At 59.7% G+C, this 21,765-nt stretch carries 17 protein-coding genes; 5 read left to right on the plus strand and 12 right to left on the minus strand.

What is annotated here, in order from left to right; all coding sequences use genetic code 11:
• Positions 1 to 2: 2 nt before the first annotated feature.
• Positions 3 to 3,461, minus strand: coding sequence for a transcription-repair coupling factor (gene mfd / locus GS620_RS03910; protein WP_171614159.1), 3,459 nt, complete (start codon positions 3,459 to 3,461; stop codon positions 3 to 5).
• A gap of 21 nt (positions 3,462 to 3,482) precedes the next feature.
• Complete coding sequence (locus GS620_RS03915) at positions 3,483 to 4,007, minus strand: component of SufBCD complex (RefSeq protein WP_152458141.1); 525 nt, start codon at positions 4,005 to 4,007, stop codon at positions 3,483 to 3,485.
• Between the two features lie 120 nt (positions 4,008 to 4,127).
• On the opposite strand from GS620_RS03915, the gene hemB reads away from it, so the two are divergent.
• The 4 genes from hemB to GS620_RS03935 all read left to right on the plus strand — a co-directional run bounded on the left by hemB (position 4,128) and on the right by GS620_RS03935 (position 8,980).
• Entirely contained in the window at positions 4,128 to 5,126 is a 999-nt protein-coding gene (gene hemB / locus GS620_RS03920; RefSeq protein WP_171115665.1) for a porphobilinogen synthase, read from the plus strand.
• 142 nt (positions 5,127 to 5,268) lie between these two features.
• The gene (locus GS620_RS03925; RefSeq protein WP_170344102.1) at positions 5,269 to 5,844 is read left to right on the plus strand and encodes a YSC84-related protein; all 576 of its coding nucleotides are present in this window, start codon (positions 5,269 to 5,271) and stop codon (positions 5,842 to 5,844) included.
• A 168-nt stretch (positions 5,845 to 6,012) separates the two neighbouring features.
• Complete coding sequence (locus GS620_RS03930) at positions 6,013 to 8,475, plus strand: penicillin acylase family protein (RefSeq protein ID WP_171614161.1); 2,463 nt, start codon at positions 6,013 to 6,015, stop codon at positions 8,473 to 8,475.
• 109 nt (positions 8,476 to 8,584) lie between these two features.
• Positions 8,585 to 8,980, plus strand: a complete 396-nt coding sequence (locus tag GS620_RS03935; protein WP_171167882.1) for a nuclear transport factor 2 family protein — start codon at positions 8,585 to 8,587, stop codon at positions 8,978 to 8,980.
• A gap of 1 nt (position 8,981) precedes the next feature.
• Here the strand turns inward: GS620_RS03935 and GS620_RS03940 are convergent, their stop codons facing one another.
• The 5 genes from GS620_RS03940 to trkA form a co-directional block, all read right to left on the minus strand.
• Complete coding sequence (locus GS620_RS03940; protein ID WP_171614163.1) at positions 8,982 to 9,287, minus strand: putative quinol monooxygenase; 306 nt, start codon at positions 9,285 to 9,287, stop codon at positions 8,982 to 8,984.
• A 20-nt stretch (positions 9,288 to 9,307) separates the two neighbouring features.
• Entirely contained in the window at positions 9,308 to 10,579 is a 1,272-nt protein-coding gene (gene hflX / locus GS620_RS03945) for a GTPase HflX (RefSeq protein WP_171614165.1), read from the minus strand.
• Positions 10,579 to 10,818 carry an RNA chaperone Hfq gene (hfq, locus tag GS620_RS03950; RefSeq protein WP_005982826.1) on the minus strand — a complete coding sequence of 80 codons (240 nt, stop codon included), beginning with the start codon at positions 10,816 to 10,818 and terminating at the stop codon, positions 10,579 to 10,581. The genes hflX and hfq overlap by 1 nt, the downstream gene beginning before the upstream one ends.
• Positions 10,819 to 10,950: 132 nt before the next feature.
• Complete coding sequence (locus GS620_RS03955; RefSeq protein WP_171115655.1) at positions 10,951 to 12,489, minus strand: TrkH family potassium uptake protein; 1,539 nt, start codon at positions 12,487 to 12,489, stop codon at positions 10,951 to 10,953.
• Positions 12,489 to 13,865 (minus strand): Trk system potassium transporter TrkA, encoded by a 1,377-nt coding sequence (gene trkA, locus GS620_RS03960; RefSeq protein WP_171614167.1) that lies wholly within the window; start codon positions 13,863 to 13,865, stop codon positions 12,489 to 12,491. The genes GS620_RS03955 and trkA overlap by 1 nt, the downstream gene beginning before the upstream one ends.
• A gap of 96 nt (positions 13,866 to 13,961) precedes the next feature.
• Between trkA and GS620_RS03965 the strand changes: the two genes are divergently transcribed.
• Positions 13,962 to 14,441 carry a hypothetical protein gene (locus GS620_RS03965; protein WP_171115653.1) on the plus strand — a complete coding sequence of 160 codons (480 nt, stop codon included), beginning with the start codon at positions 13,962 to 13,964 and terminating at the stop codon, positions 14,439 to 14,441.
• Between the two features lie 18 nt (positions 14,442 to 14,459).
• On the opposite strand, the gene GS620_RS03970 is transcribed toward GS620_RS03965, so the two are convergent.
• The 5 genes from GS620_RS03970 to dusB form a co-directional block, all read right to left on the minus strand.
• Positions 14,460 to 15,869: a sigma-54 dependent transcriptional regulator gene (locus tag GS620_RS03970; protein WP_171614169.1), complete on the minus strand. Its 1,410-nt coding sequence runs from the start codon at positions 15,867 to 15,869 to the stop codon at positions 14,460 to 14,462.
• Complete coding sequence (locus GS620_RS03975; protein WP_171614501.1) at positions 15,866 to 18,130, minus strand: PAS domain-containing sensor histidine kinase; 2,265 nt, start codon at positions 18,128 to 18,130, stop codon at positions 15,866 to 15,868. The genes GS620_RS03970 and GS620_RS03975 overlap by 4 nt, the downstream gene beginning before the upstream one ends.
• 123 nt (positions 18,131 to 18,253) lie before the next feature.
• Positions 18,254 to 19,621: a response regulator gene (locus GS620_RS03980; RefSeq protein ID WP_171614171.1), complete on the minus strand. Its 1,368-nt coding sequence runs from the start codon at positions 19,619 to 19,621 to the stop codon at positions 18,254 to 18,256.
• Positions 19,621 to 20,709: a nitrogen regulation protein NR(II) gene (locus GS620_RS03985; protein ID WP_152458153.1), complete on the minus strand. Its 1,089-nt coding sequence runs from the start codon at positions 20,707 to 20,709 to the stop codon at positions 19,621 to 19,623. Before GS620_RS03985 ends, GS620_RS03980 begins: the two co-directional genes overlap by 1 nt.
• Positions 20,706 to 21,689, minus strand: coding sequence for a tRNA dihydrouridine synthase DusB (gene dusB, locus GS620_RS03990; RefSeq protein WP_256369202.1), 984 nt, complete (start codon positions 21,687 to 21,689; stop codon positions 20,706 to 20,708). Before dusB ends, GS620_RS03985 begins: the two co-directional genes overlap by 4 nt.
• Positions 21,690 to 21,765 lie beyond the last annotated feature (76 nt).

A 21,765-nucleotide genomic window follows, 5' to 3' on the forward strand; every position in this document is an offset into this window, starting at 1 on the left:
TATCAGCCAGCCTTGGTCTTTTTCTTTTCCGCGACCACTTTTTCAGCAAGGTCGCGGGCAATCGCAAAGGCTCCTTTGATCTTGTCGCTGTCTTTCTTCCAATCCCGGCGCACGACGATCTTGTTATCCTTGACCTTGGCCATGCCGCGCTGGTTCTGAATGAACTCGACCAAACCCTGAGGGGATGCGAACTTGTCATTGTGGAACTGGATCGTCGCGCCTTTCGGGCCTCCGTCCAGCTTGGCAATGCCCGCCCGTTTGCACATGGCCTTGATGCGCACGACCAGCATCAGAGTGTTAACCTCTTTCGGCAATTTGCCGAAACGATCGATCAACTCTGCGGCAAAGCCTTCCAGCTCGACCTTGGTCGACAGCGACGACAGGCGGCGGTAGAGGCCGAGACGAACATCCAGATCGGGCACGTAATCATCGGGAATCAGAACCGGGACGCCCAGATTGATCTGTGGGGCCCATTGGTCGTCGGCATCTGACAGGCCCTCCATCTCGCCGGCCTTGATCTTGGCAATCGCTTCTTCCAGCATGGATTGATAAAGCTCGTAGCCCACATCGCGCATCTGGCCAGACTGCTCTTCGCCCAGCAGATTGCCAGCGCCCCGAATGTCGAGGTCCTGGCTGGCCAGAGTGAACCCGGCGCCCAGCGTATCCAGCGAGCCCAGAACCCGCAGGCGTTTCTCGGCCGTAGCCGTCAGTTTCTGCCGTGGCTTGGTGGTCAGATAGGCATAGGCACGGGTTTTGGATCGCCCCACCCGGCCCCGGATCTGGTAGAGCTGCGCAAGACCGAACATATCGGCGCGGTGCACGACCATCGTGTTCGCCGTTGGAATGTCCAAACCGCTTTCCACAATTGTCGTCGCCAGCAGCACATCATACTTACCGTCATAAAACGCGTTCATTCGGTCATCGAGTTCACCCGCCGCCATCTGGCCATGTGCAACCACATAGGTCAGTTCCGGCAGCTGGCTTTTCAGGAACTCCTCGATCTCGGGCAGGTCCGAGATGCGCGGAACCACGTAGAAACTTTGCCCGCCGCGATAGTGTTCGCGCAGCAGCGCCTCGCGGATCGTGACCGCGTCGAATTCGCTGACATAGGTTCTGATCGCCAAGCGGTCGATGGGCGGTGTGCCGATGATCGACAGATCGCGCACCCCGGTCAGCGACAATTGCAAGGTTCGCGGAATCGGGGTTGCGGTCAGAGTGAGAACATGGATGTCACTGCGCAGTTGCTTCAGCCGTTCCTTGTGTCCCACGCCGAAATGTTGTTCTTCGTCGATGACCAGTAGACCCAGATTGTGAAACCGTATGTTCTTGGCCAACAGCGCATGGGTCCCGATCACGATATCGACCGTGCCCTTGGCCAGCCCCTCACGTGTCTGCTGCGCCTCTTTGGCCGAGACGAAGCGCGACAATTGCCGCACTTCCAGAGGGAAGCCGCGAAACCGTTCCCTGAAGCTTGCCGCATGCTGTCGGGCAAGCAGTGTTGTCGGTGCCACGACTGCAACCTGCACGCCGGACATGGCGGCGACAAAGGCGGCGCGCATCGCCACCTCGGTCTTGCCAAAACCGACGTCGCCGCAGATCAGGCGATCCATGGGGGCACCAGAATGCATGTCTTCCATCACATCCGAGATGGCGCGCAACTGGTCATCGGTTTCCTGATAGGGGAAACGCGCGCTGAACTCCTCCCACGCGTGCGGCGGAGGGTCCATAACGGGGGCTTTACGCAAAGCACGTTCCGCCGCGATGCGGATCAGCTTGTCCGCCATCTCGCGAATGCGCTCTTTCAGCTTGGCCTTCTTGGCCTGCCAGGCGCCACCGCCGAGTCGATCCAAGAGCCCTTCGTCATGGCCGTATTTCGACAGCAGTTCGATGTTTTCGACCGGTAGGTACAACTTTGCCTGCTCGGCATATTCCAGCAGCAGGCATTCATGGGCGGCACCGGCGGCCGTGACGACCTCCATCCCCATGTATCGACCAATGCCGTGATCCACATGCACCACCAGATCACCGGGGCTGAGGGATTGGGTCTCGGTCAGGAAATTCTCGGCCTTGCGGCGCTTTTTGGGTTGGCGGATCAGCCTGTCGCCCAGAACATCCTGTTCGGCGATCACCGTCAGGTCGGGGGTCTCGAAACCATGTTCCAGCGCCCAGACGGCAAGGTGCAGGCCGCGCTTTCCGATGCGCGTTCCATTGGCAATGGGAATCGCCTCGGCCAGACCTTCATCCTCGATTAGGCCGGTCAGACGTTCGCGCGCACCTTCTGAATAGGACGCGATCAGCACCGGACCTTTGTCAAGCTTGGCGGTGATGTGGCTGGCCAGAGCACCAAACAGGCTGATGCTTTCCTGCTGACGTTCCGGAGCAAAGTTGCGCCCGATCCGCCCGCCCGCATCGATGACACCCGGGCCCGAGGCCTGTGGCAAGGGGCTGAACTGCATGACACGCCGATCCGCGACAGCCGCCTCCCACGCGGCATCATCCAGATACAGCAACCCCGGAGGTGTGGGTTTATAGACCGTATCCATGCGGGATCGGTTTTCCAGCGCCAGACGCCGAGTTTCATATTGATCGGCAATCGTCTCCCATCGGGCCAATCTGGCCGGTGTAACCTGATCATCGACGGTGATCGTGGCATCCGGCAGATAATCAAACAGTGTTTCAAGCTTCTCGTGGAAGAAGGGCAGCCAATGTTCGATACCCTGATGCTTGCGACCGGCGCTTACCGCTTCGTAGAGCGGATCATCCGTACCCGCGGCGCCGAATTCGATCCGGTAGTTCTGGCGGAACCGCGTGATGGCCGCATCATCCAGAATGACCTCGGAAACGGGCGCAAGTTCAACCACGTCCAGCTTTTCGGTCGTGCGCTGAGACACGGGATCAAAACGGCGCGCGCCGTCCAGTACGTCTCCGAACAGGTCCAGACGGACTGGGCCCGATTCACCCGGCGGGAAGATGTCGATGATACCGCCGCGAATGGCGTAATCGCCCGGCTCCATCACTGTGGGGCTTTGCGTGAAGCCCATGCACACCAGGAAGTTGCGTAGCGCGGCCTCATCTATGCGCTGATCGACACGGGCGGTGAACGCAGCTTCGCGCAGCACGTCTCGCGCCGGGACGCGTTGGGTTGCCGCATTCAATGTCGTCAACAACACGAATTTCTGCGGCATCTGGTGAACCAGCGCCGCCAGCGTGGCAACGCGGGCCGCTGAAATGTCAGCATTGGGGGACACCCGGTCATAGGGCAGACAATCCCAGCCCGGAAACACGAAGACCGGCATGTCGGGGGCAAAGAAGGCCAGTGCCGCGCGCATCGCCTCCATCCGCTTGTCGTCACGTGCGACATGGGCCACCGGCCCGTTGCTGCGGGCGATTTCGTTCAGCACAAGCTGCGCGTCAAACCCTTCGGGGGCGCCGCCAACTGTCACGTGGTTCGGAGCCTTCATCGCCTCGCCTTTCAGATTTTGCTATCCCAGAACGCCAATCGAGATGTTCTGATACATGCCCCAGAACGAAGTGACCAGTATCGAGATCATGCCTATGATCTGGGTATAGAGCCGGCAGCGCGCAATGGTTTTCGAAACGGACTCGAGCGTCAGTTCCTGCCGCCGCAATCGTCGCGCGTGCACGATGTTCACCACCAGAACAAGCGTCAGTGGAAACAGAAGAAGAAACACGGCCTGCGCGAACTCGACACCGTAATAGAATCCAAGCGTGGCCAGCCCGGTGAACAGAAAACAACCGAATGCCAACAGGATGGTGCCTGACATGTCGACGATCAACAGGATCCGGTTGGTGTGTATGCGAACGATGTCCAGAAGGTCGATCTCGACCTGCCCGCCAATGCGTCGGGCACGCACCACCAGATCGTAGGGAATGCCCATTACCCAGTGACTCGCCGAAGACCAGACAACCGCCAGCACGATCCAGAACCAGAGATTCGAAAAGCTGCGCATGTCGATGACTTCAAAGATCGAAGAGTACCAGTCCAAACCCAACCCTTTATTCAAACCACTCAGGGAGGATTGGCCACGCTGCCGCGTCCATTGATACCCTTGAGACCTTTGTGAATTCATGCCACCCAATGCACGAATGTTCAAGGAGAACGCGCCATGAAACCGACCATTGCCCCCTATCCCATGACCCGCTTTCGGCGTGCCCGTCAATCCCGGGCAATCCGCGGACTTGTGCGCGAGAACACCTTGACCACGGACGACCTGATCTGGCCCGTTTTCGTCCGCGACGGCGAAGGGGTTGAAGAACCCGTTCCCTCGATGCCGGGCGTGGTTCGCCGGTCGGTGGATCTGATTGCAAAAGCGGCCGTCGAAGCGCAAGCGCTTGGAATCCCGGCGATATGCATCTTCCCCTACACGGATTCCGCGCTCAAGACCGAGGATTGCGCCGAGGCCTGGAACCCCGACAACCTGTCGAACCGGGCCATCCGGGCGATCAAGGCGGCAGCCCCCGACATTGCGGTGATGACGGACGTGGCGCTGGACCCGTACAATATCAATGGTCATGACGGTTATGTCGTCGATGGCGAGATCGTGAATGATCAGACCATCGAAGCGTTGGTCAAGATGACCCTTGCCCAGGCCGATGCCGGCGCCGACATCATCGGACCGTCGGACATGATGGACGGCCGGATCGGGGAAATGCGCCGCGCATTGGAAGGTGCCGGGCATCGCAACGTGATGATCCTCAGCTATGCCGCGAAATACGCCAGCGCTTTTTATGGGCCCTTCCGCGACGCCGTGGGTGCCTCGGGCGCGCTGACCGGTGACAAGAAAACCTATCAGATGGACCCGGCCAACTCGAACGAAGCCCTGCGCCTGATCGAACGCGATCTGACCGAAGGCGCGGACATGGTGATGATCAAACCCGGAATGCCCTATCTGGATATCTGCCGTCGTGTGAAAGACAGCTTTGGTGCACCCACCTATGCCTATCAGGTCTCGGGCGAATACGCGATGATCCAGGCAGCCGCCCAGAATGGCTGGATCGACGCAGAAAAGGCGATGCTGGAAAGCCTGCTGGCCTTCAAGCGCGCCGGGTGCGACGGTATTCTGACCTATTTTTCGCCTCAGGTTGCCCGCATCCTGCAAGGCTAAAACCCCGAAGAGTCGCAATTTTTCGCCGACAAGCCCCCTTGAGCGGGCAGCTTTCCCGTGACACATCGCCCTAATCGGCGTATCCTTGCCGGCAAGATCGGGATGACCCGACACATCAGGCACAGTTACAGAGAAAAAAACCATGAGCAGTTCCAACTCCCCCCGACTGAACCGTCGCGGCTTTGCCTTGGGCATGGCAGGCCTGTCCCTGACCGCCGCCTGCGGCAACGGCGTCGGCAATTCAAACTCGTCCATGATCGACGCCCGCGTCGATGCCACGCTGACCGAAATGTACAGCCGGTATCCCAACACCGTGGAAATCGCGAACAAAGCCAACGGCATGTTGGTTATGCCCCTGATCACCGACGCCGGATTGATCTTCTTTGGCGGCGCCTACGGCCAAGGCGCGCTGCGCATCAACGGCGCAACGGTCGATTACTATTCTGCAATTTCCGGAACCGCAGGTCTGCAAATCGGTGCGCAGCAATATGCGCATATCCTGTTCTTCATGACCGAGGATGCGCTGAACGATTTCCGCCGTTCCAGCGGATGGACAGCCGGTGCCGATATTGGATATGTGGTTGACGCAACAGGGAATTCCTTGTCCACGGACACGACAACACTGCGTTCGCCGGTGCTGGCAGTGGTCTTTGGCCAGGCCGGTCTAAAATTCGGCGCGACCGTCGAAGGTACGAAATACACCCGCATCATCCCATAACCCGGATTACCACTTCCCCCACACACGGCCCCGTCGCAGCACAACACTGCGGCGGGGCATTTGATTTCACCCCTTCCCGCGCAGGTTCTTGCCGCGTTCCTCTTTCGGTCGGACCGACCATCCTCTAGTCTCTGCGCAACATTCATCTGAACAATAATAGGGGCAGTAATGGGTCTTGTTTTCCGCTGGCTGGTGCGCATCGCGTCGGGTCTGATCATTTTGATCCTCGCCGCAATGGGCCTTGTCTATTTTCTGGCCAGCCAATCCCTGCCGGACTATGACCAAACGCTTGAGGTCGAAGGTCTGACCGCCCCGGTCGAGATCGTACGCGACACCGCCAACGTACCGCATATTCTGGGCCAGACCGATCCCGATGTGTTCTTTGGATTGGGATATGCCCACGCACAGGATCGACTGTGGCAGATGACGGTCATGCGCCGTACCGCGCAAGGCCGTCTGTCCGAGGTCTTTGGCCCGCGCACGCTTCACATCGACAAGCTGCTGCGCAGGTTGGACCTTTACGGGCTGGCCCACCGATCAGTCGAGGTGCAGGACGATTATACCAAGGCCGCCTTGCGTGCCTATTCCGCCGGGGTCAATGCCCGCCTGACCGAGATCAACGAAGAGGCGCTGGGTCGCGGCGCACCCGAGATGTTCCTGTTCAACGCTCCGGTCTCGCCCTGGCAACCGGGTGACAGTATCGCAATAATCAAGCTGATGGCGCTGCAACTGTCAGGCCACCTGACCGATGAAGTTCTGCGCGCGCGCACGTCCTTGATGCTGAACAACCCAGAACGTCTGGCCGACATCCTGCCCGACGTTCCCGGACCCGGCATTGCCGCGCTGCCCGAATATGCCACCCTGTTCCCAGATCTTCCGCGTTATGCTGCGGGAACGGACATTCCCGAAACACCTCTTTCACCCCTTCCCAAACGTGGTCTTGCCGGAGCTTCTAACGCCTGGACCGCCGCGCCGTCACGTTCTGCAAGTGGCGGAACCCTGTTGGCCAACGACCCTCATTTGGGTTTCACTGCGCCCGGGATTTGGTACCTGGCACATCTCGGCCTGGAAAAAGGCGGTGTCATCGGGGCCTCGATCCCCGGTGTGCCCGCCATCATGACCGGACGCAGCGACCGGTTGGGATGGGGGCTTACATCCTCGTATCTTGACGATCAGGACGTTCATATCGAGCAGCTTAATCCCGACAACCCCGAGGAATACCTGACCCCGACCGGCTTCAAGAAATTCCGGACCCGCCCTTCGATCATCGAGATCAAGGGGGAAGCTCCGGTTACGCTGACCCTGCGCTGGACCGAGAACGGGCCGGTGCTGCCGGGCACGGATTACAAGCTGGAAACCATCACGCCGCCGGGCCATGTGGCATCGCTGTCCTGGACGGCGCTCAGCCCGCAGGACACGTCGATGTCGGCGTCCATGGCGCTGATGAACGCCGACAACGTGGAGCAGGCCATCGCGGTCGGTGAGCAGTTCATCGCGCCTTCTCAGAACCTGTCGCTGGTCGACAAGACGACCATCGGGATGAAGCTGATCGGCGCCATGCCTCGGCGTGATCTGCTAAATCAAAGTAGGGGGCGCATCCCCTCGCCCGGCTGGATCGAGGCCAATCGCTGGCAAGGCCGCCTGCCCTATGCCGACAACCCGGAATTTGTGGCCCCCGTCGGCGGCGTTCTGGGCAACACGAACAACAAGATCATCGACCGCCCCTTCCCGGATCACGTCTCGTATGAATGGGGCGATACGCAGCGCGTGCATCGTTGGGAGCGCCTGATGCAATCGCGCGAGGTGCATACCCGCGACAGCTTTATCGAGGCACAGCTGGACACGGTCAGCTTTACCGCGCGGTCCCTGCTGCCGCTGATCGGTGCCGATCTGTGGTTCACCGGGGCTTCGGCCCCGGAAGGAACGCCGGAACGCCAGCGCCAGATCGCACTGTCGCTGCTGGCGGACTGGAACGGTGAGATGAACGAACACCTGCCCGAGCCGTTGATCTATGCGGCCTGGCTGCGTGCGCTGCAAATCCGGCTGATCTCGGACGAGCTTGGGCCTCTGGCCAGCGAATACAAACATGTCGAACCGCTGTTCATCGAACGGGTCTATCGCGACATTGACGGCGCGGGTGTCTGGTGCGACGTGATTCAAAGCGCACCGGTCGAGACATGCACCGAGATGGCGCGGCTTGCGCTGGACGACGCACTGATCTGGATCTCTGAACGATATGGCAGCGCGCTTGAATCCCTGCGTTGGGGCGACGCGCATCAGGCAACGCATGATCACCCCGTGCTGGGCTCTGTCCCGATATTGCGGTTTTTTGTGAACATTCGCCAATCGACCAGCGGCGGCGACAACACATTGCTGCGTGGCCGAACATCGGGGGAAGGGCCTGATCCGTTCCAGAATGTGCACGGCGCCGGGTATCGCGGGGTGTATGACTTTGCCGACCCCAACAGCTCGGTCTTCATTACAGCGACCGGGCAATCGGGTCATTTCCTGTCGCGTTACTATGACGATCAGGCGCAGCTGTGGCGGCGTGGCGAATACATACCCATGTCACTGGATCTTGACCTGGCCCGCGCTGCGGCTGTCGGGGTAACCAATCTGATCCCGCGATAATCCGCCTATTCGGCAAGTCCCCGCCCTGTTCGCGGGGGCATCGTGGCACCCACAGCTTTATTCGCCTAACATAACGGCACCGATCATGTGGGACCAAAAGGGGGCGAGTATGGCCAGCATTCGGGATACTCTGAATAACCTCGCGCGAGACTACGCAATAGCCTGGAGCTCAGGTGACCCCGACGCGGTTGCCGGCTTCTTCGCGTCAAACGGGCAGGTCACCATCAACCGGGGCGACCTGATCGAGGGGCGCGCGGCGATCGCCGACATGGCCCGGAGGTTTTTCGCGGATTTTCCGGATCTCGAGCTGCGTTGCGACATGATGCGATGGGCCGGATCTCATGCCATATTCGTCTGGACCCGCGAAGGGCACCATTCCGTAACCGGCAATCACGTCATAGCGCGCGGCTGGGAAGAGTGGGAACTGACGTCAGATTATCTTGTACAGTCTTCGTTGGGCTGGTTCGACGCGGACGACCATCAACGGCAGATAGACGGGGCCTGACTCACCGTCCGCTGGATGCGCGTTCTATCCTGTAGTCCCGCGGTATCCCCTGAGTGACCCGCGACCAGTCAAACGCCCGTGTCCGGGCCTGATGTGCATCGAAAGCCTGCTGATCTGTAAACACTTCTGACACGTTGAACCGACCTGGACGGGTCTGATCCTCGATCACGTCGAAGGATATGCAGCCCTGTTCCGCCCGGGTCAGTTTCACATGGTCCGGCAACGCTGCGCGCACCTCTTCCAGCCGGTCCACGGTCACATCGATATGGCCGGTCAGGAACACTCTTTGGTCCGGCTTGTCAGACATGGACAGCGCTGTCCCCAAATCTACAACGAGTCAAACTGAGCCGCCTGTTTATCGGTCCACAATACCGTGATGCGGAAACCGTCATCGGTCTGTTCTTCTGTACGCACCACATCCTGGCGGAACAACCAGGCCCGCTTGTCCCCGTCAGAGAAAGACAGATCCAATACCACCTCACGCCGTGCACCTTGCAGATGCATCGCAATCTCGGACAGCAACGGCGCGATGCCTTCCCCGGTTACAGCCGAAATCGCGAATATCTCAGGATCTCGGTCCGCCCGCGCCAGCGTTGCCTCGCGCTCATCAGCGCTCAGCAGGTCTATCTTGTTCCAGACCTCAAGCCGGGGCCGCTCTTCGTCGACGCCCAGCGAGGTCAGGATCGCCTCGACATCCTGCGCCTGCGCCTCTGTTTCCTCGTGGCTGATATCACGCACATGGACGATCAGGTCGGCACCCAGGACTTCTTCCAGCGTGGCCCGGAAAGCCGCCACAAGCTCGGTCGGGAGGTTCGAGATAAAGCCCACCGTGTCCGACAGGATCACTTCGGGGCCGTCGGGCAACTGTACGCGGCGCATGGTCGGATCCAGCGTAGCGAACAGCATGTCCTTGGCCATCACTTCGGCCCCGGTCAGGTGATTGAACAGCGTCGATTTCCCTGCGTTCGTATACCCGACGAGTGCGACGATTGGATAAGGCACCTTGGCCCGGGCGGCCCGGTGCAGTGTCCGGGTCTTGACCACCTTCTGCAACTGCCGCCGCAAGCGTACCAGTTGCTCGTCAATGGCGCGGCGGTCGGCTTCGATCTGGGTTTCGCCGGGTCCGCCGACAAATCCCAAACCACCGCGCTGACGTTCAAGGTGTGTCCACGCCCGTACCAGCCGCGTCCGCTGATAGCTGAGCGCGGCCATCTCGACCTGCAATACCCCTTCCCGCGTGCGGGCGCGATCGCTGAAAATCTCAAGGATCAACCCGGTCCGATCGAGGATCTTGACCTTCCACGCCTTTTCCAGATTGCGCTGCTGCACCGGGCTCACCGGCCCGTCGATCAGAACCAGCTCAACCTCGTTGTCGCGAAAACGCGCACCAAGTTCTTCAATCTTGCCGCTGCCGAACAAATACCCGGCCTGCGCGCGTTGAAGCCGCACGACTTCTGATCCGATCACGTCCAGATCGGGCAATGCGGCGGCCAGTGCCACCGCCTCTTCCAGCGCCGGTTCGGGGACACGGCGCTGTTCGTCTGATTTGATTTCGGGATGCAGCACCCAGGCCCGGGTGCGCGCCCGCTCATGTTCCATCAAGAGGCGTCTTCGCCCTCATACAGGTTGATCGGCTGTGACGGCATGATGGTCGAAATCGCGTGTTTGTAGACCAGCTGCGACTGTCCGTCGCGGCGCAACAATACGCAGAAATTGTCGAACCAGGTGATGACACCCTGCAATTTCACACCGTTGATCAGGAAAATCGTGACCGGAACCTTAGCTTTCCGTACATTGTTCAGGAAGGCATCCTGAAGATTCTGTCTGTCCGAAGCCATATTTTTATAATCTCGCCATTGTTCTTGCTACGCGCTGCGGACCAACGCGCTCCCTCCGGCAGAGTATGGAGTGCTACGCACAGATATTCCAGATGAAAAATCAGGCGTTAGCCGCCGCATGATGTGCCCGGCTCAATCCCGCCAAAGCGACGGGGTGATCAGGGCAATGATCGCCAGCGTTTCCAGACGCCCGATGACCATGGCCGCGCACAGCGTCAGCTTGGCGCTGGCAGAAAGATCGATCAGGCGAATTGGTACGTCGGTGGCCAACTCGATCAACGGCCCCGTCGTGCTGAGCGTGGCCACGCTGAGCACCATGGCCTGTTCGAACCCGGACCCCATCGCCGCAAGCAATAGGTTGAATACCGCAAGGGTCAGCGCAAAAAGCATCAGAAAGATCCAGGCGATGAACGCCCCGTCGCTTTGAATGCGGCGATTGCCACCCCCTGCACCGCTGACGGACGAGGGATAGATCAGGCGGTCGATCTCTCGTGCGCCATTCAGATAAAGCGCGAAGACCCGCAACAGCTTGACCCCTCCGGCTGTCGTCGCGACCCCGCCGCCGATCAATGCCAGCCCCATCAACAGCAAACCGGGCGTTCCCAAACCCGACAGTTGCTGTGCGTCGTTCCAGTTCGCGCTTTCGAAACCGGCCGTCGTGAGGAAAGCCAGAACGGTGAACAGCATCCCCCAGATGACTTGCAACGCCTGCATTGGTTCCATTTGACCACCGATTTCCGTCACGCCCGCGACAACCCGGAAGAACAACAGGATTGCGACAGCCAGGACAATCATCAGACCAATGCGAAACTCTGGGTCCGTATCCAGACGGGAATAGCCTGTTGTTGCGGTATCCTTCGAAAAAGTCAGACGCGAGAGAGCAAAGAACAGGAACAGAAACAGGATGGCTTCGCCCGTAAACCCGGCCTGCGCCCCTTCCATGCCGCCGACCGGAGAGATTCCGGACGTGGCCATCACCGCCATCGCATGGCACACGGCCGTCAGACCGACTTCACCGGCGATCAACAGAAGAACCCAGATCACGGTCGTCAGCCCGACATAGACTGGCGTCAGGGTCCTGGCGACACGGATCAGACGGCCTCGCGGGTCCACGCGCTCGCTCTGTGCCACCCCTGACACCGGGCGCCCCGGCTGGCCTTTGGCAGTGACCTCGAACCCGCCAAGCGACAGCGGCGCAAGGATCGCCGCAGCGGCGATCCACATAAGCAGGCCGCCCATCCAACCGACCATGGCGCGCCACAAATGCAACGGGGCCGTCAGGCGGGCCGGATCCGGAAACAGGTCCGCCCCCGTGGTCGTCAGAGAACTGACCATATCGAAATAGGCGTTCAGAAAGGTGGTCGTTCCAAGCGCGTCGTGAAATGGGATCGCCAGAAAGATGGGTAGCAGCGTGAAACAGGCCAGCATCACCGCCAGCTGCCCCAACGTGCCGCGCCGGGGTATGCGGTTGGAGGACGCCATCGCGATGGTGGCAACCAAAAACAAGCCCAGGATCCCGGAATACAGAAAGGATCGTGACGTGTCGTGATCGTCCAGAGCCAACGCATAGATCGCTGGAATCCACATGGTCAGGGATGCAATGCCCCAGATCAGCAGGAACAACGGCAACCGCCGCAACAATCCAACCTGTTGTGTCCCTGCATGCGCCATCAGAAGAAATCGATTGAAACCTGCATCAGGCGTTCAACCTCTGGCACGTCTTTGGCCATGGCAAAGATTGCGACCACATCTTTTTCATCGATCCGCAGGCTGCCTGTCGGTCGCAGAACCTCGTCTCCCTTGCGGACCGCGCCCACAAGCACCCCCTCGGGAAAGTCGATATCGCGCAGACGTTGCCCGGCCATGGGCGAGGTTGACAGAACCTCGGCCTCGATCACCTCGGCCTCGGCGTCCCCTATGGAATAGACCTGACGCACCCGTCCATGCCGGATGTGCCGCAGGATCGAGCTGACGGTCGTGGCCCGCGGGTTGATATAGGCATCGATCCCCAAGGGCCCCATCAGGGCCACCATGCTGGGATCGTTGATCAATGCAATCGCCAGAGCGCACCCTTCGGCCTTGGCACGCACCGCAGCCAGCATGTTCGTACGGTCGTCATCCGTAACTGCCAGCATCGCATCGGCCCGCTCGATCCCCGCTTCGCTCAGCAACCCGGCATCCAGCCCGTCGCCATGCAGCACGATCGTCCGTTCCAGAGCTTCGGCGGCAAGTTCAGCGCAATGGCGGTCGCGTTCGATGATCTTGGCCCGCACGCGGCTTTCGCGTTCTTCCAGCGTTCTGGCCACTTCCAGCCCGACATTTCCGCCGCCCACGATCACCACGCGATCCTGCCGCTTCTGCGCCTTACCGAACACTTCCATGGTGCGATCCACGTCCTTGACGTTGGTAAAGACATAGCATTCGTCGCCCACAAACAGCTGATCATCGGATTCGGGGGCAAACAGCGTGCCTTCGCGCCGCACCCCAACCACGATGGAACTGAGGGTCGAGAACAGATCCGTCAGCTGCCGCAACGGTGTATTCACGATCGGGCAATCCTCTTCCACCCGCACCCCAAGCAGCTGCGCCTTGCCGTCCATGAAAATCTCGGTGTCAAAGGCGGATGGGGCAGACAGGCGGCGCATGGCAGCGGCGGCAACTTCGCGTTCGGGGCTGATCACCACATCAATCGGCAGATGATCACGACGGTACAAATCCGAGTGGATCGCCTCGAGATAGGATTTCGACCGCAGGCGCGCGATCTTGCGCTGGATCGAAAAGACCGAATGCGCCATCTGGCAGGTGACCATGTTCACCTCATCCGAATGGGTGGCGGCAATGATCATGTCAGCGTCACGGGCCCCTGCCCGTTCCAGCACGTCCGGATAACTTGCAAACCCGGCGATCCCCTGCACATCAAGCGTTTCAGTCGCCCGCCTTACCAGGTCGGGATTGTTGTCCACGACGGTAACATCGTTCAGCTCGCCCGAAAGATGCCGCGCGATCTGCCAGCCGACCTGACCCGCACCGCAAATAATGACCTTCATGCTTCTGGCCCTTCTGCCTGAAAGGATTGAATGACAGATGCCCCCAGAGCGGTCAATTGAATTGTCATCGCAGCCCGGCTGCGGCAAGATAAGCACATGAAAACGCTGTTTCCCATGCTGTTACCTTTGATGGTGCTGACTTCTTGCGGACCACTTTCGCTTTACTACCGCGAAGGTGAAAGCGTATCGCGCCTGCAAAAAGAGACCACTCAGTGCCAGCTGAAGGCGGTCAAAGAGGTGCCGGTAGCCAATCAGATCCGCCAAAGCCCGCCAACCTACTGGCCGGGGCGTACATATTGCGATGGCAGGGGTCGTTGCTATCGATCACCCGGCTGGTGGCAGCCCGGCCGTGTTTATACCGTGGATGTGAATCAGGGCCTGCGCAACACGGTCGAAGCGCAATGCATGGCCCAGAAAGGGTTTCGACCCGTCAGCCTGCCGCCGTGCAAGCAGAACGTCAAATCACGCGTGCCCGCAACGCGAACAACCACTTTGCCACCGCTCAACAGCGCGTCGTGCTTTGTAAAATTCGATGACGGCTCATTTCAGATCATAACGCCCGGTCAGGCCGGCTGAGGCCGTGCGACCGGCAGATTATTCTGCCGGTTCGGGTTCATCGATTTGCGCCACGCGCGCACCGGATTTGTTCGAAGTCACCACGCCCAGAGATTTCAATTTCCGATGCAGGGCGCTGCGTTCCATGCCTACAAAGCTGGCCGTGCGGCTGATATTGCCGCCAAACCGGTTGATCTGTGTCAGCAGATATTCTCGCTCGAACGCCTCTCGGGCTTCGCGCAACGGCAAGGTGGCCAGTGCGCCAGACAACACGACACGACCTGAATCTTCTGTCTTTTCTTCTTCGTTGGGCAACTCACGCGCCTCAATCGGGCCGGAGCCATCGCCAAGGATCAGAACCCGCTCGATCAGGTTCTTGAGCTGGCGCACGTTGCCGGGCCAGGTCATCGTCTGCAACAGCGCGACAGCCTCTTCCGAAAGTTCCCTGATCGGCAAACCCTGAGTTTCGTTGCACATCTCGATAAAGTGCTGCGCCAGAACCGGGATATCTTCGCGCCGATCTTCCAGTGACGGCACGGCAATCGGGACGACGTTCAGACGGTGGTACAGCTCTTCCCGGAACCGTTCAGCCGCGATTTCTTCGTCAAGATCCTTGCTTGTTGACGAGATCACGCGAAGGTCCACGCGCACCTTGTCACTGCCACCGACACGCTGGAACTGCTGATCCACCAGCACCCGCAGGATTTTTGATTGTGTCCCAAGGGGCATGTCGGCGACTTCGTCAAAATAGACCACGCCTCCATGCGCCTCTTCCAGCAAACCCGATTCCACGCCGCGTTCTGCCGATTCCCGGCCAAACAGCACCTCTTCCACACGTTCGGGTTCGATCCCGGCGCAGTTTACCGTGACAAATGGCGCGTTGGCGCGATTGGAGTGGGCATGGATATACCGTGCTGCGATCTCTTTGCCGGACCCAGCTGGGCCGCTGAGCATCACGCGGCCATTCGACTTGGTCACCTTGTCCAACTGCCCCTGCATGGCGCGGAACGCGGCGGATTTGCCGATCATGTCGGAATTGTTGACTTCTTTCCGCTTCAGAGACGCATTCTCGCGACGCAGGCGAGAGGTCTCCATCGCGCGGCGGATCACCACCATCAACTGGTCTATGTTGAACGGCTTTTCGATAAAATCATAGGCGCCCTGCTTGATTGCGGCGACGGCAATTTCAATGTTGCCGTGGCCCGAAATGATCACCACCGGCACATCCGGGTTGTCGCGTTTCACCGCTTTCAGGATGTCGATGCCATCCATTCGGCTGTCTTTCAGCCAGATATCCAGGATCAACAACCCCGGCGGTTCAGAGTTGATTGACGCCATGCACTCGTCCGAGTTGGCCGCCAGCCTGGTTGAATAGCCTTCGTCCTCCAGAATGTCGGACACCAGCTCGCGAATATCGCGCTCATCATCTACGATCAGAATGTCACTCATCTTTGGCCTGCTTTCAGTTTGTTGGTTCTAATTGCCTGCTTCTGTGGCGCTGCCGTTTGGGACACAGTAACCCCCGGCAATCGGATCACGGCCATCGCGCCAAAATGGTCCTGTCCGTCAAATACGGGCGCATCCTCGAGGGTCAGCGCGCCGCCATGCTCTTCAATGATCTTCTTGACGATGGGCAGGCCCAGCCCGGTCCCTTCGTCACGTGTTGTTACATAGGGCTCAAACAGCCGTGCCCGATCCTCGGGCAGGCCGATCCCGTTGTCTGCAATGGTTATGACCGTACCCGCATCATCATTGGTAACCGCCACTTTGATCTGTGGCTGAAGGTTGTCGGGCGCCCCTTTGTCCTTAAGGGTTACAATTGCTTCCCCGGCATTCTTGATGAGGTTGGTAAGCGCCTGGTTCAGCATGGTTGCATCCACATCGGCCATGATGGGCTGTTGCGGCAGATCGGCATCAATGTGCACATCCGGCTGTCCGGCCTGTTGCAGCAGGACCGCCTCATGCACCAGATCAACAAGGTTTTCTTCCCTGCGTTCAGGTTCAGGCATCCGTGCAAATTTCGAGAATTCATCCACGATGCGACGCAGGTCGTTGGTCTGCCGCACAATCACGTTCGTCATCGAATCCAGGCTGCTGCTGTCTTCCTCATCCAGTTTGCGCGAGAACTTGCGCTTGATCCGTTCCGCGCTCAGCTGGATCGGGGTCAGAGGGTTCTTGATCTCATGCGCGATGCGGCGGGCCACGTCACCCCAGGCCGCCATCCGTTGGGCGCTGACCAGATCGGTGACGTCATCGAAGGCAACCACATAACCTTCCAGGCCGCCATCTTCTCCGCGACGGATGGCCATGCGGACCAACAGGTTCTCGAGCCGCCCCTTGCGGGTCACTTTGATTTCGCCCTGAACGGCCTCTTGCCCGCTGTCCTTCAGACTTTCGAACAGGGGCAGAAATTCCGGCACCGCAATGCCGATGGCCAGATGCTGCTCGCCCCCGGTCCAATCCAGCAACCGCTCGGCCGAACGGTTCACGAATGTAATGCATCCTTCCGGGTCCACTCCAACGACACCCGAAGTGACCGAACTGAGCACCGAATCGAACAGACGGCGCCGGCTTTCAATTTGCCGCGTGTTCTCCAACAGCGTATCGCGCTGTCCTTTCAACTGCCGGGTCATCTGGTTGAAATACCGGCCCAGCATCGCGATTTCGTCGTCGCTGGCCTCTTCAATCACCTGGACGCTCAGATCACCGGCCCCAACCCGCTGCGCCGCGGTGGTCAACCGCCCCACGGGACGCGACAGCCGTTCGGCAAACCACATGCCCAGGGACATTGCCGCAAGGATCAGGATCAACGCAAAGCCCAGATACAACAGGCCGAACTCGAACAGCACCCTGCCCCGTTCGCTTTCCAGTTGCTGATAGAACTGTGCCGTTTCCTTGGTATCGTCCAGCAGCGTCAACAACTGCCCATCCACCTCGCGGCTGACATAGAGATAGCGATCCAGATAAGCCTTCAGAGGAACCAGCGCGCGGAACTCGTTGTTGGGCCAGTCGGCAATGATCAGCAGGCCCTTGTCGGTGGCTTCTGCAATCTGCTCGGGGGTTGGGGCTTCGTAGTTGAACAGGTAGGACCGGTCCCCGCGCGATTTGATTTCGCCACCACCGTCGATGACATAGGCTTCGCGCAGCCCCCGTTGAATCTGAGCTTGCCCCTGCGCCAGAACTTCGCGCAGTTCAGCGTCCGAGATATAGAAGTCCAGCGATCGGGCGTTGTCCAGATATCGCGCAAGAACAGACGCGTCTTGCGTTAACCCTCGGCGGTGTTCCTGTTCATACGCTTCTGCCGCCGTCAGCGAAGATCCCACAACCTGGCGAACGCGGTCGGAAAACCAGCCCTCAAGCCCGATATTGACGGTCAATCCGGCGAAAATCGCCACGGTCACGGTTGGAACCAGCGCCAGCAGAGTAAACGCCCCGATCAGGCGCAAATGCAGGCGCGAACCCGCCGACTTGGCCCGACGTGCGGCAATCAAGCTGCCAACCTGCCCAAGCACAAGTGCAGCAACAACCAGAACGTATACGAGATCGGCCAACAGAATCAGCCGCAAGGTCGGTGCAGTGGCGCCAAGATCGAAAGGACCGATGACAAGGTAAGTGGCCAGCGCCAGAACAGGCCCCATGAGAACCAGGCCAAACGTGCCAAAATTGCGCAGTTTCCGTGATTTACGCCATCGACTGATCGATGGGATCATCCCGCTCTGTGCTCGGGTTGCCACTGTCTGCCCTCATCCTGATGTGCCGCTTGCGCGGCTTACCGCCATATATCGTGATCTTTTCCCAACAGATGCCGGGATGCCACGGTTTGTGTGGCGATATTACATCAGTTTGCGTCGACGTGTCACCTGAATATCGAGATCCGTAATCTTTTTTCGCAACGTATTTCGGTTGATTCCCAGCAAATCGGCACATTTCGCCTGATTTCCGCCAGTTGCATCCAACGCGATTTCGATCAGTGGGGCCTCAACTTCCCGCAATATGCGTTGATACAGGCCCGGGGGCGGCAGAATGTTGCCGTGCAGGTCAAAATACCTCCGCAGATGCCGCTCGACCGAGGTCGAAAGCTTTTCGCGCTCACCGCCGCTCAGGACCGGTTCCGCCTCTGGCTGGCTGCCAAGCACCGTTTCCACTTCGGCTTTGGTGATTTCATCAGCACGGCTGGTCAGACCCAACCGGCGCACGGCATTTTCCAGTTGCCGCACGTTCCCGGGCCAGGAATAGCGCCGCACCAGTTCCACCGCCTCGGGGCTGAGCCAGCGCTTGGTGCCGTTTTCCCGCTCTTCCCGCGCCAGGAAATGCTCGGCCAGCAGCGGAATGTCATCCACCCTTTCACGCAGTGATGGAACGTGGATCGTCGCCCCGCACAAGCGATAATAAAGGTCCTGACGGATGCGCCCGTTCTCCATCCCTTCGGTCAGGTCTGATTGGCTGGTGGCCATGAAACGAGGAACGTGATCGCCCGGTGTATCCATCATGCGGACGATGCGCGCCTGAACCTCATCTTCGATATCTGCGATTTCGTCTATCAACAGCGTGCCGCCGCGAACCCGCGCTATAACACGGGCCGGGCCTTCCAGATCGCGCAGTTCGGCAGCGGTGACAGTGACAAAAGGCAAGGTTCGACGGTCGGAAAAATCGTGAATGGCTCGCGCAATCAGTGACTTGCCCGTGCCGCTTTCACCGGAGATCATGACCGAGAGATCCGTGTTCATCACCCGGGCGACCAGCCGGTAAAGGGCCTGCATAACCGGTGTTCGCCCGACCAGAGGCAGCTCTTCTGGGCGCTCGCTTGTGCCCACGGCCGGCTCTGGCTGGGCGCGTTGCTTCTGATCCAGCGCCCGCGCCGTCCGTTTCATCAGATCCGGCAGGTCGAAGGGTTTTGGCAGATAATCGTACGCGTCCGCCTCTGTCGCCTGAATCGCCGTCATGATGGTGTTTTGTGCGGAAATCACGATCACCGGCAAACCGGGGCGGTCTTCGGCAATCTTCGGCAGCATCTCAAGACCGTTTCCATCGGGCATGACCACGTCGGAAATCACCACGTCCCCTTTTCCCTCGCCGACCCAGCGCATCAACGTGGTCAGTGATGAGGTCGCATGCACCTTGCACCCGGCACGCGTGAGGGCCTGTGTCAGTACAGTGCGGATCGTGCGATCGTCGTCCGCGACCAATACGGTGCCATCCATCAGGTGCTCTCCTTCTTGTCCTCGATTGCGTCTCGCGGCGCGCGGCGCAGCGACAGTTTGAATACCGTTCGCCCGGGCACGGATTCGGCCGAAATCCAGCCGTCATGGTCCGAGATGATCTTGCTGACCAGCGCCAACCCCAGGCCGGTGCCGTTTTCCTTGCCGGATACGAAGGGATCAAAAATATCGCCGCGGATGTCTTCTGGCAGGCCCGGACCATCATCGATGATCTCGATCTGCAAGGGCAGCGAATGCCCTGACCCGTCACTGCGACGCAACCGGAAGGAGTGTTCGAAATAGGTCCGCAGGCGGATCGTTCCGCCCTGCGGTCCTGCCGCTTCGGACGCGTTCCTGAGCAGATTCAGGATCACCTGCAGAATCTGATCCGGGTCTCCGTAAGCCAGCGGCAGCGACGGGTCATAGTCTTCGACGATCGTCATGTCAGCGCCAAATCCCAACAATGCCGACCGTCTTGCGCGATCCAGCACATCGTGGATGTTGACCGGCTTGAAGTCAGGTTTCTGAAGGTTCCCGAATTGCTCGACCTGTTCCAGCAACTTCACGATCCGGCGGCTTTCGGCAACAATAAGGTCAGTCAGTTCAAGATCTTGCGGCGGTATATTCATGCTGAGCAACTGCGCCGCACCGGTGATCCCGGCCAGCGGATTCTTGATCTCGTGCGCCAGCATTTCTGCCATACCGATGGCGGATTGTGCCGCGGATTTGACGGTATTCCCGCGCGTCATCCGACCTGCCAGTTCACGAGGCGATATGATCATGATCATAGAGCCCGGATGCCCGACCAAAGGCGCAATCTGCAACGCGCATTGCAGCGGCGCTCGGCTACCCGACCCCACATCCACATCATTCACGAACAATGGCGTGCCCTGCCAGCGGGCGCGCTCGAACGCCTCTTCCAACGGCGCGTCCACGGCGATCTGATCCCACACCGGATGGCCGATCACCGATTTGCGCGACGCGTTCAGAAACCCCTCACCCGCAGCATTCACATCGGATATCCGATCCTGTTCATCAATAATGAACGCCGGAACCGGCAGCGAGTTCCAGATGCTGGCATCGGAATTCATGCCGCCACCTCGTCCGTGTCGCTGAGCGCATCTGCCAACAGGCGCAGAACTTCCGCCGGATCACGTGACGTCAGGACCGCCCGGCGCAAGGGCGCAGGCGTTGCGGCTTCGTCCATGTACCATCCCAAGTGCTTGCGGGCGACACGCAGACCCAGATCAGCGCCATAGAAATCCAGCATCGACTGATAATGCGCGCAAACCATATCAACCAGATCATGACCGGTCGGAATCTCGGGCGCCTCGGCCCCGTACAGGTCGTGACAGATTTGCGCCAAAACCCAAGGCTTGCCCTGGGCGCCACGACCGACCATCACCCCATCCGCGCCGGATTGGCGCAACGCGGTTCGGGCGGCGTCAGTGTCCACGATGTCTCCGTTCGCGATGACCGGGATCGATACGGCCTCTTTCACCGCCCGGATCGCCTGCCAATCGGCGTGACCCTTGTAGAACTGACAGCGTGTGCGGCCATGGATCGTGACCATCTGAATACCCGCGTCCTGAGCGCGGCGTGCCACGTCGGGCGCGTTCAACAGACTATCGTCCCATCCCAGCCGGGTTTTCAGCGTCACCGGCAGATCGACCGCGCCCACAACGGCCTCGATCAGTGCCAGCGCGTGGTCCGGCGTTTTCAGTAGGGCCGAGCCGGAATAACCGTTTGTTACCTTCTTGGCGGGGCACCCCATGTTGATGTCGATCACCCGCGCGCCACGGTCGGCCACCTGACGGGCCGCCTCGGCCATCCAATGGGCCTCGCGCCCGGCCAGTTGCACGGCGGTGTTTTCCACATCCGCGGACAGTTCCGCCCGTTCCCGCACGCCGGGCTTGGCCTGTACCATCTCTTGACTGGCGACCATTTCGCTGACGACCATACCCGCACCGAAACGCATCACCAGATCGCGAAACGGGCGGTCGGTGATTCCGGCCATGGGGGCCAGCAAAACAGGCGGTGCTATTTCCTTGTCGGCAAGGTGCAGTGTCAACGTGCTTAATCCTTGGGCAGTTGTGGTTTTGATATCGGTTTCTGCGCATATGAACAACAAATCGGCATGCAGCAAG

This window comes from Ruegeria sp. HKCCD6428, from assembly GCF_013110595.1.
Classification (GTDB): domain Bacteria; phylum Pseudomonadota; class Alphaproteobacteria; order Rhodobacterales; family Rhodobacteraceae; genus Ruegeria.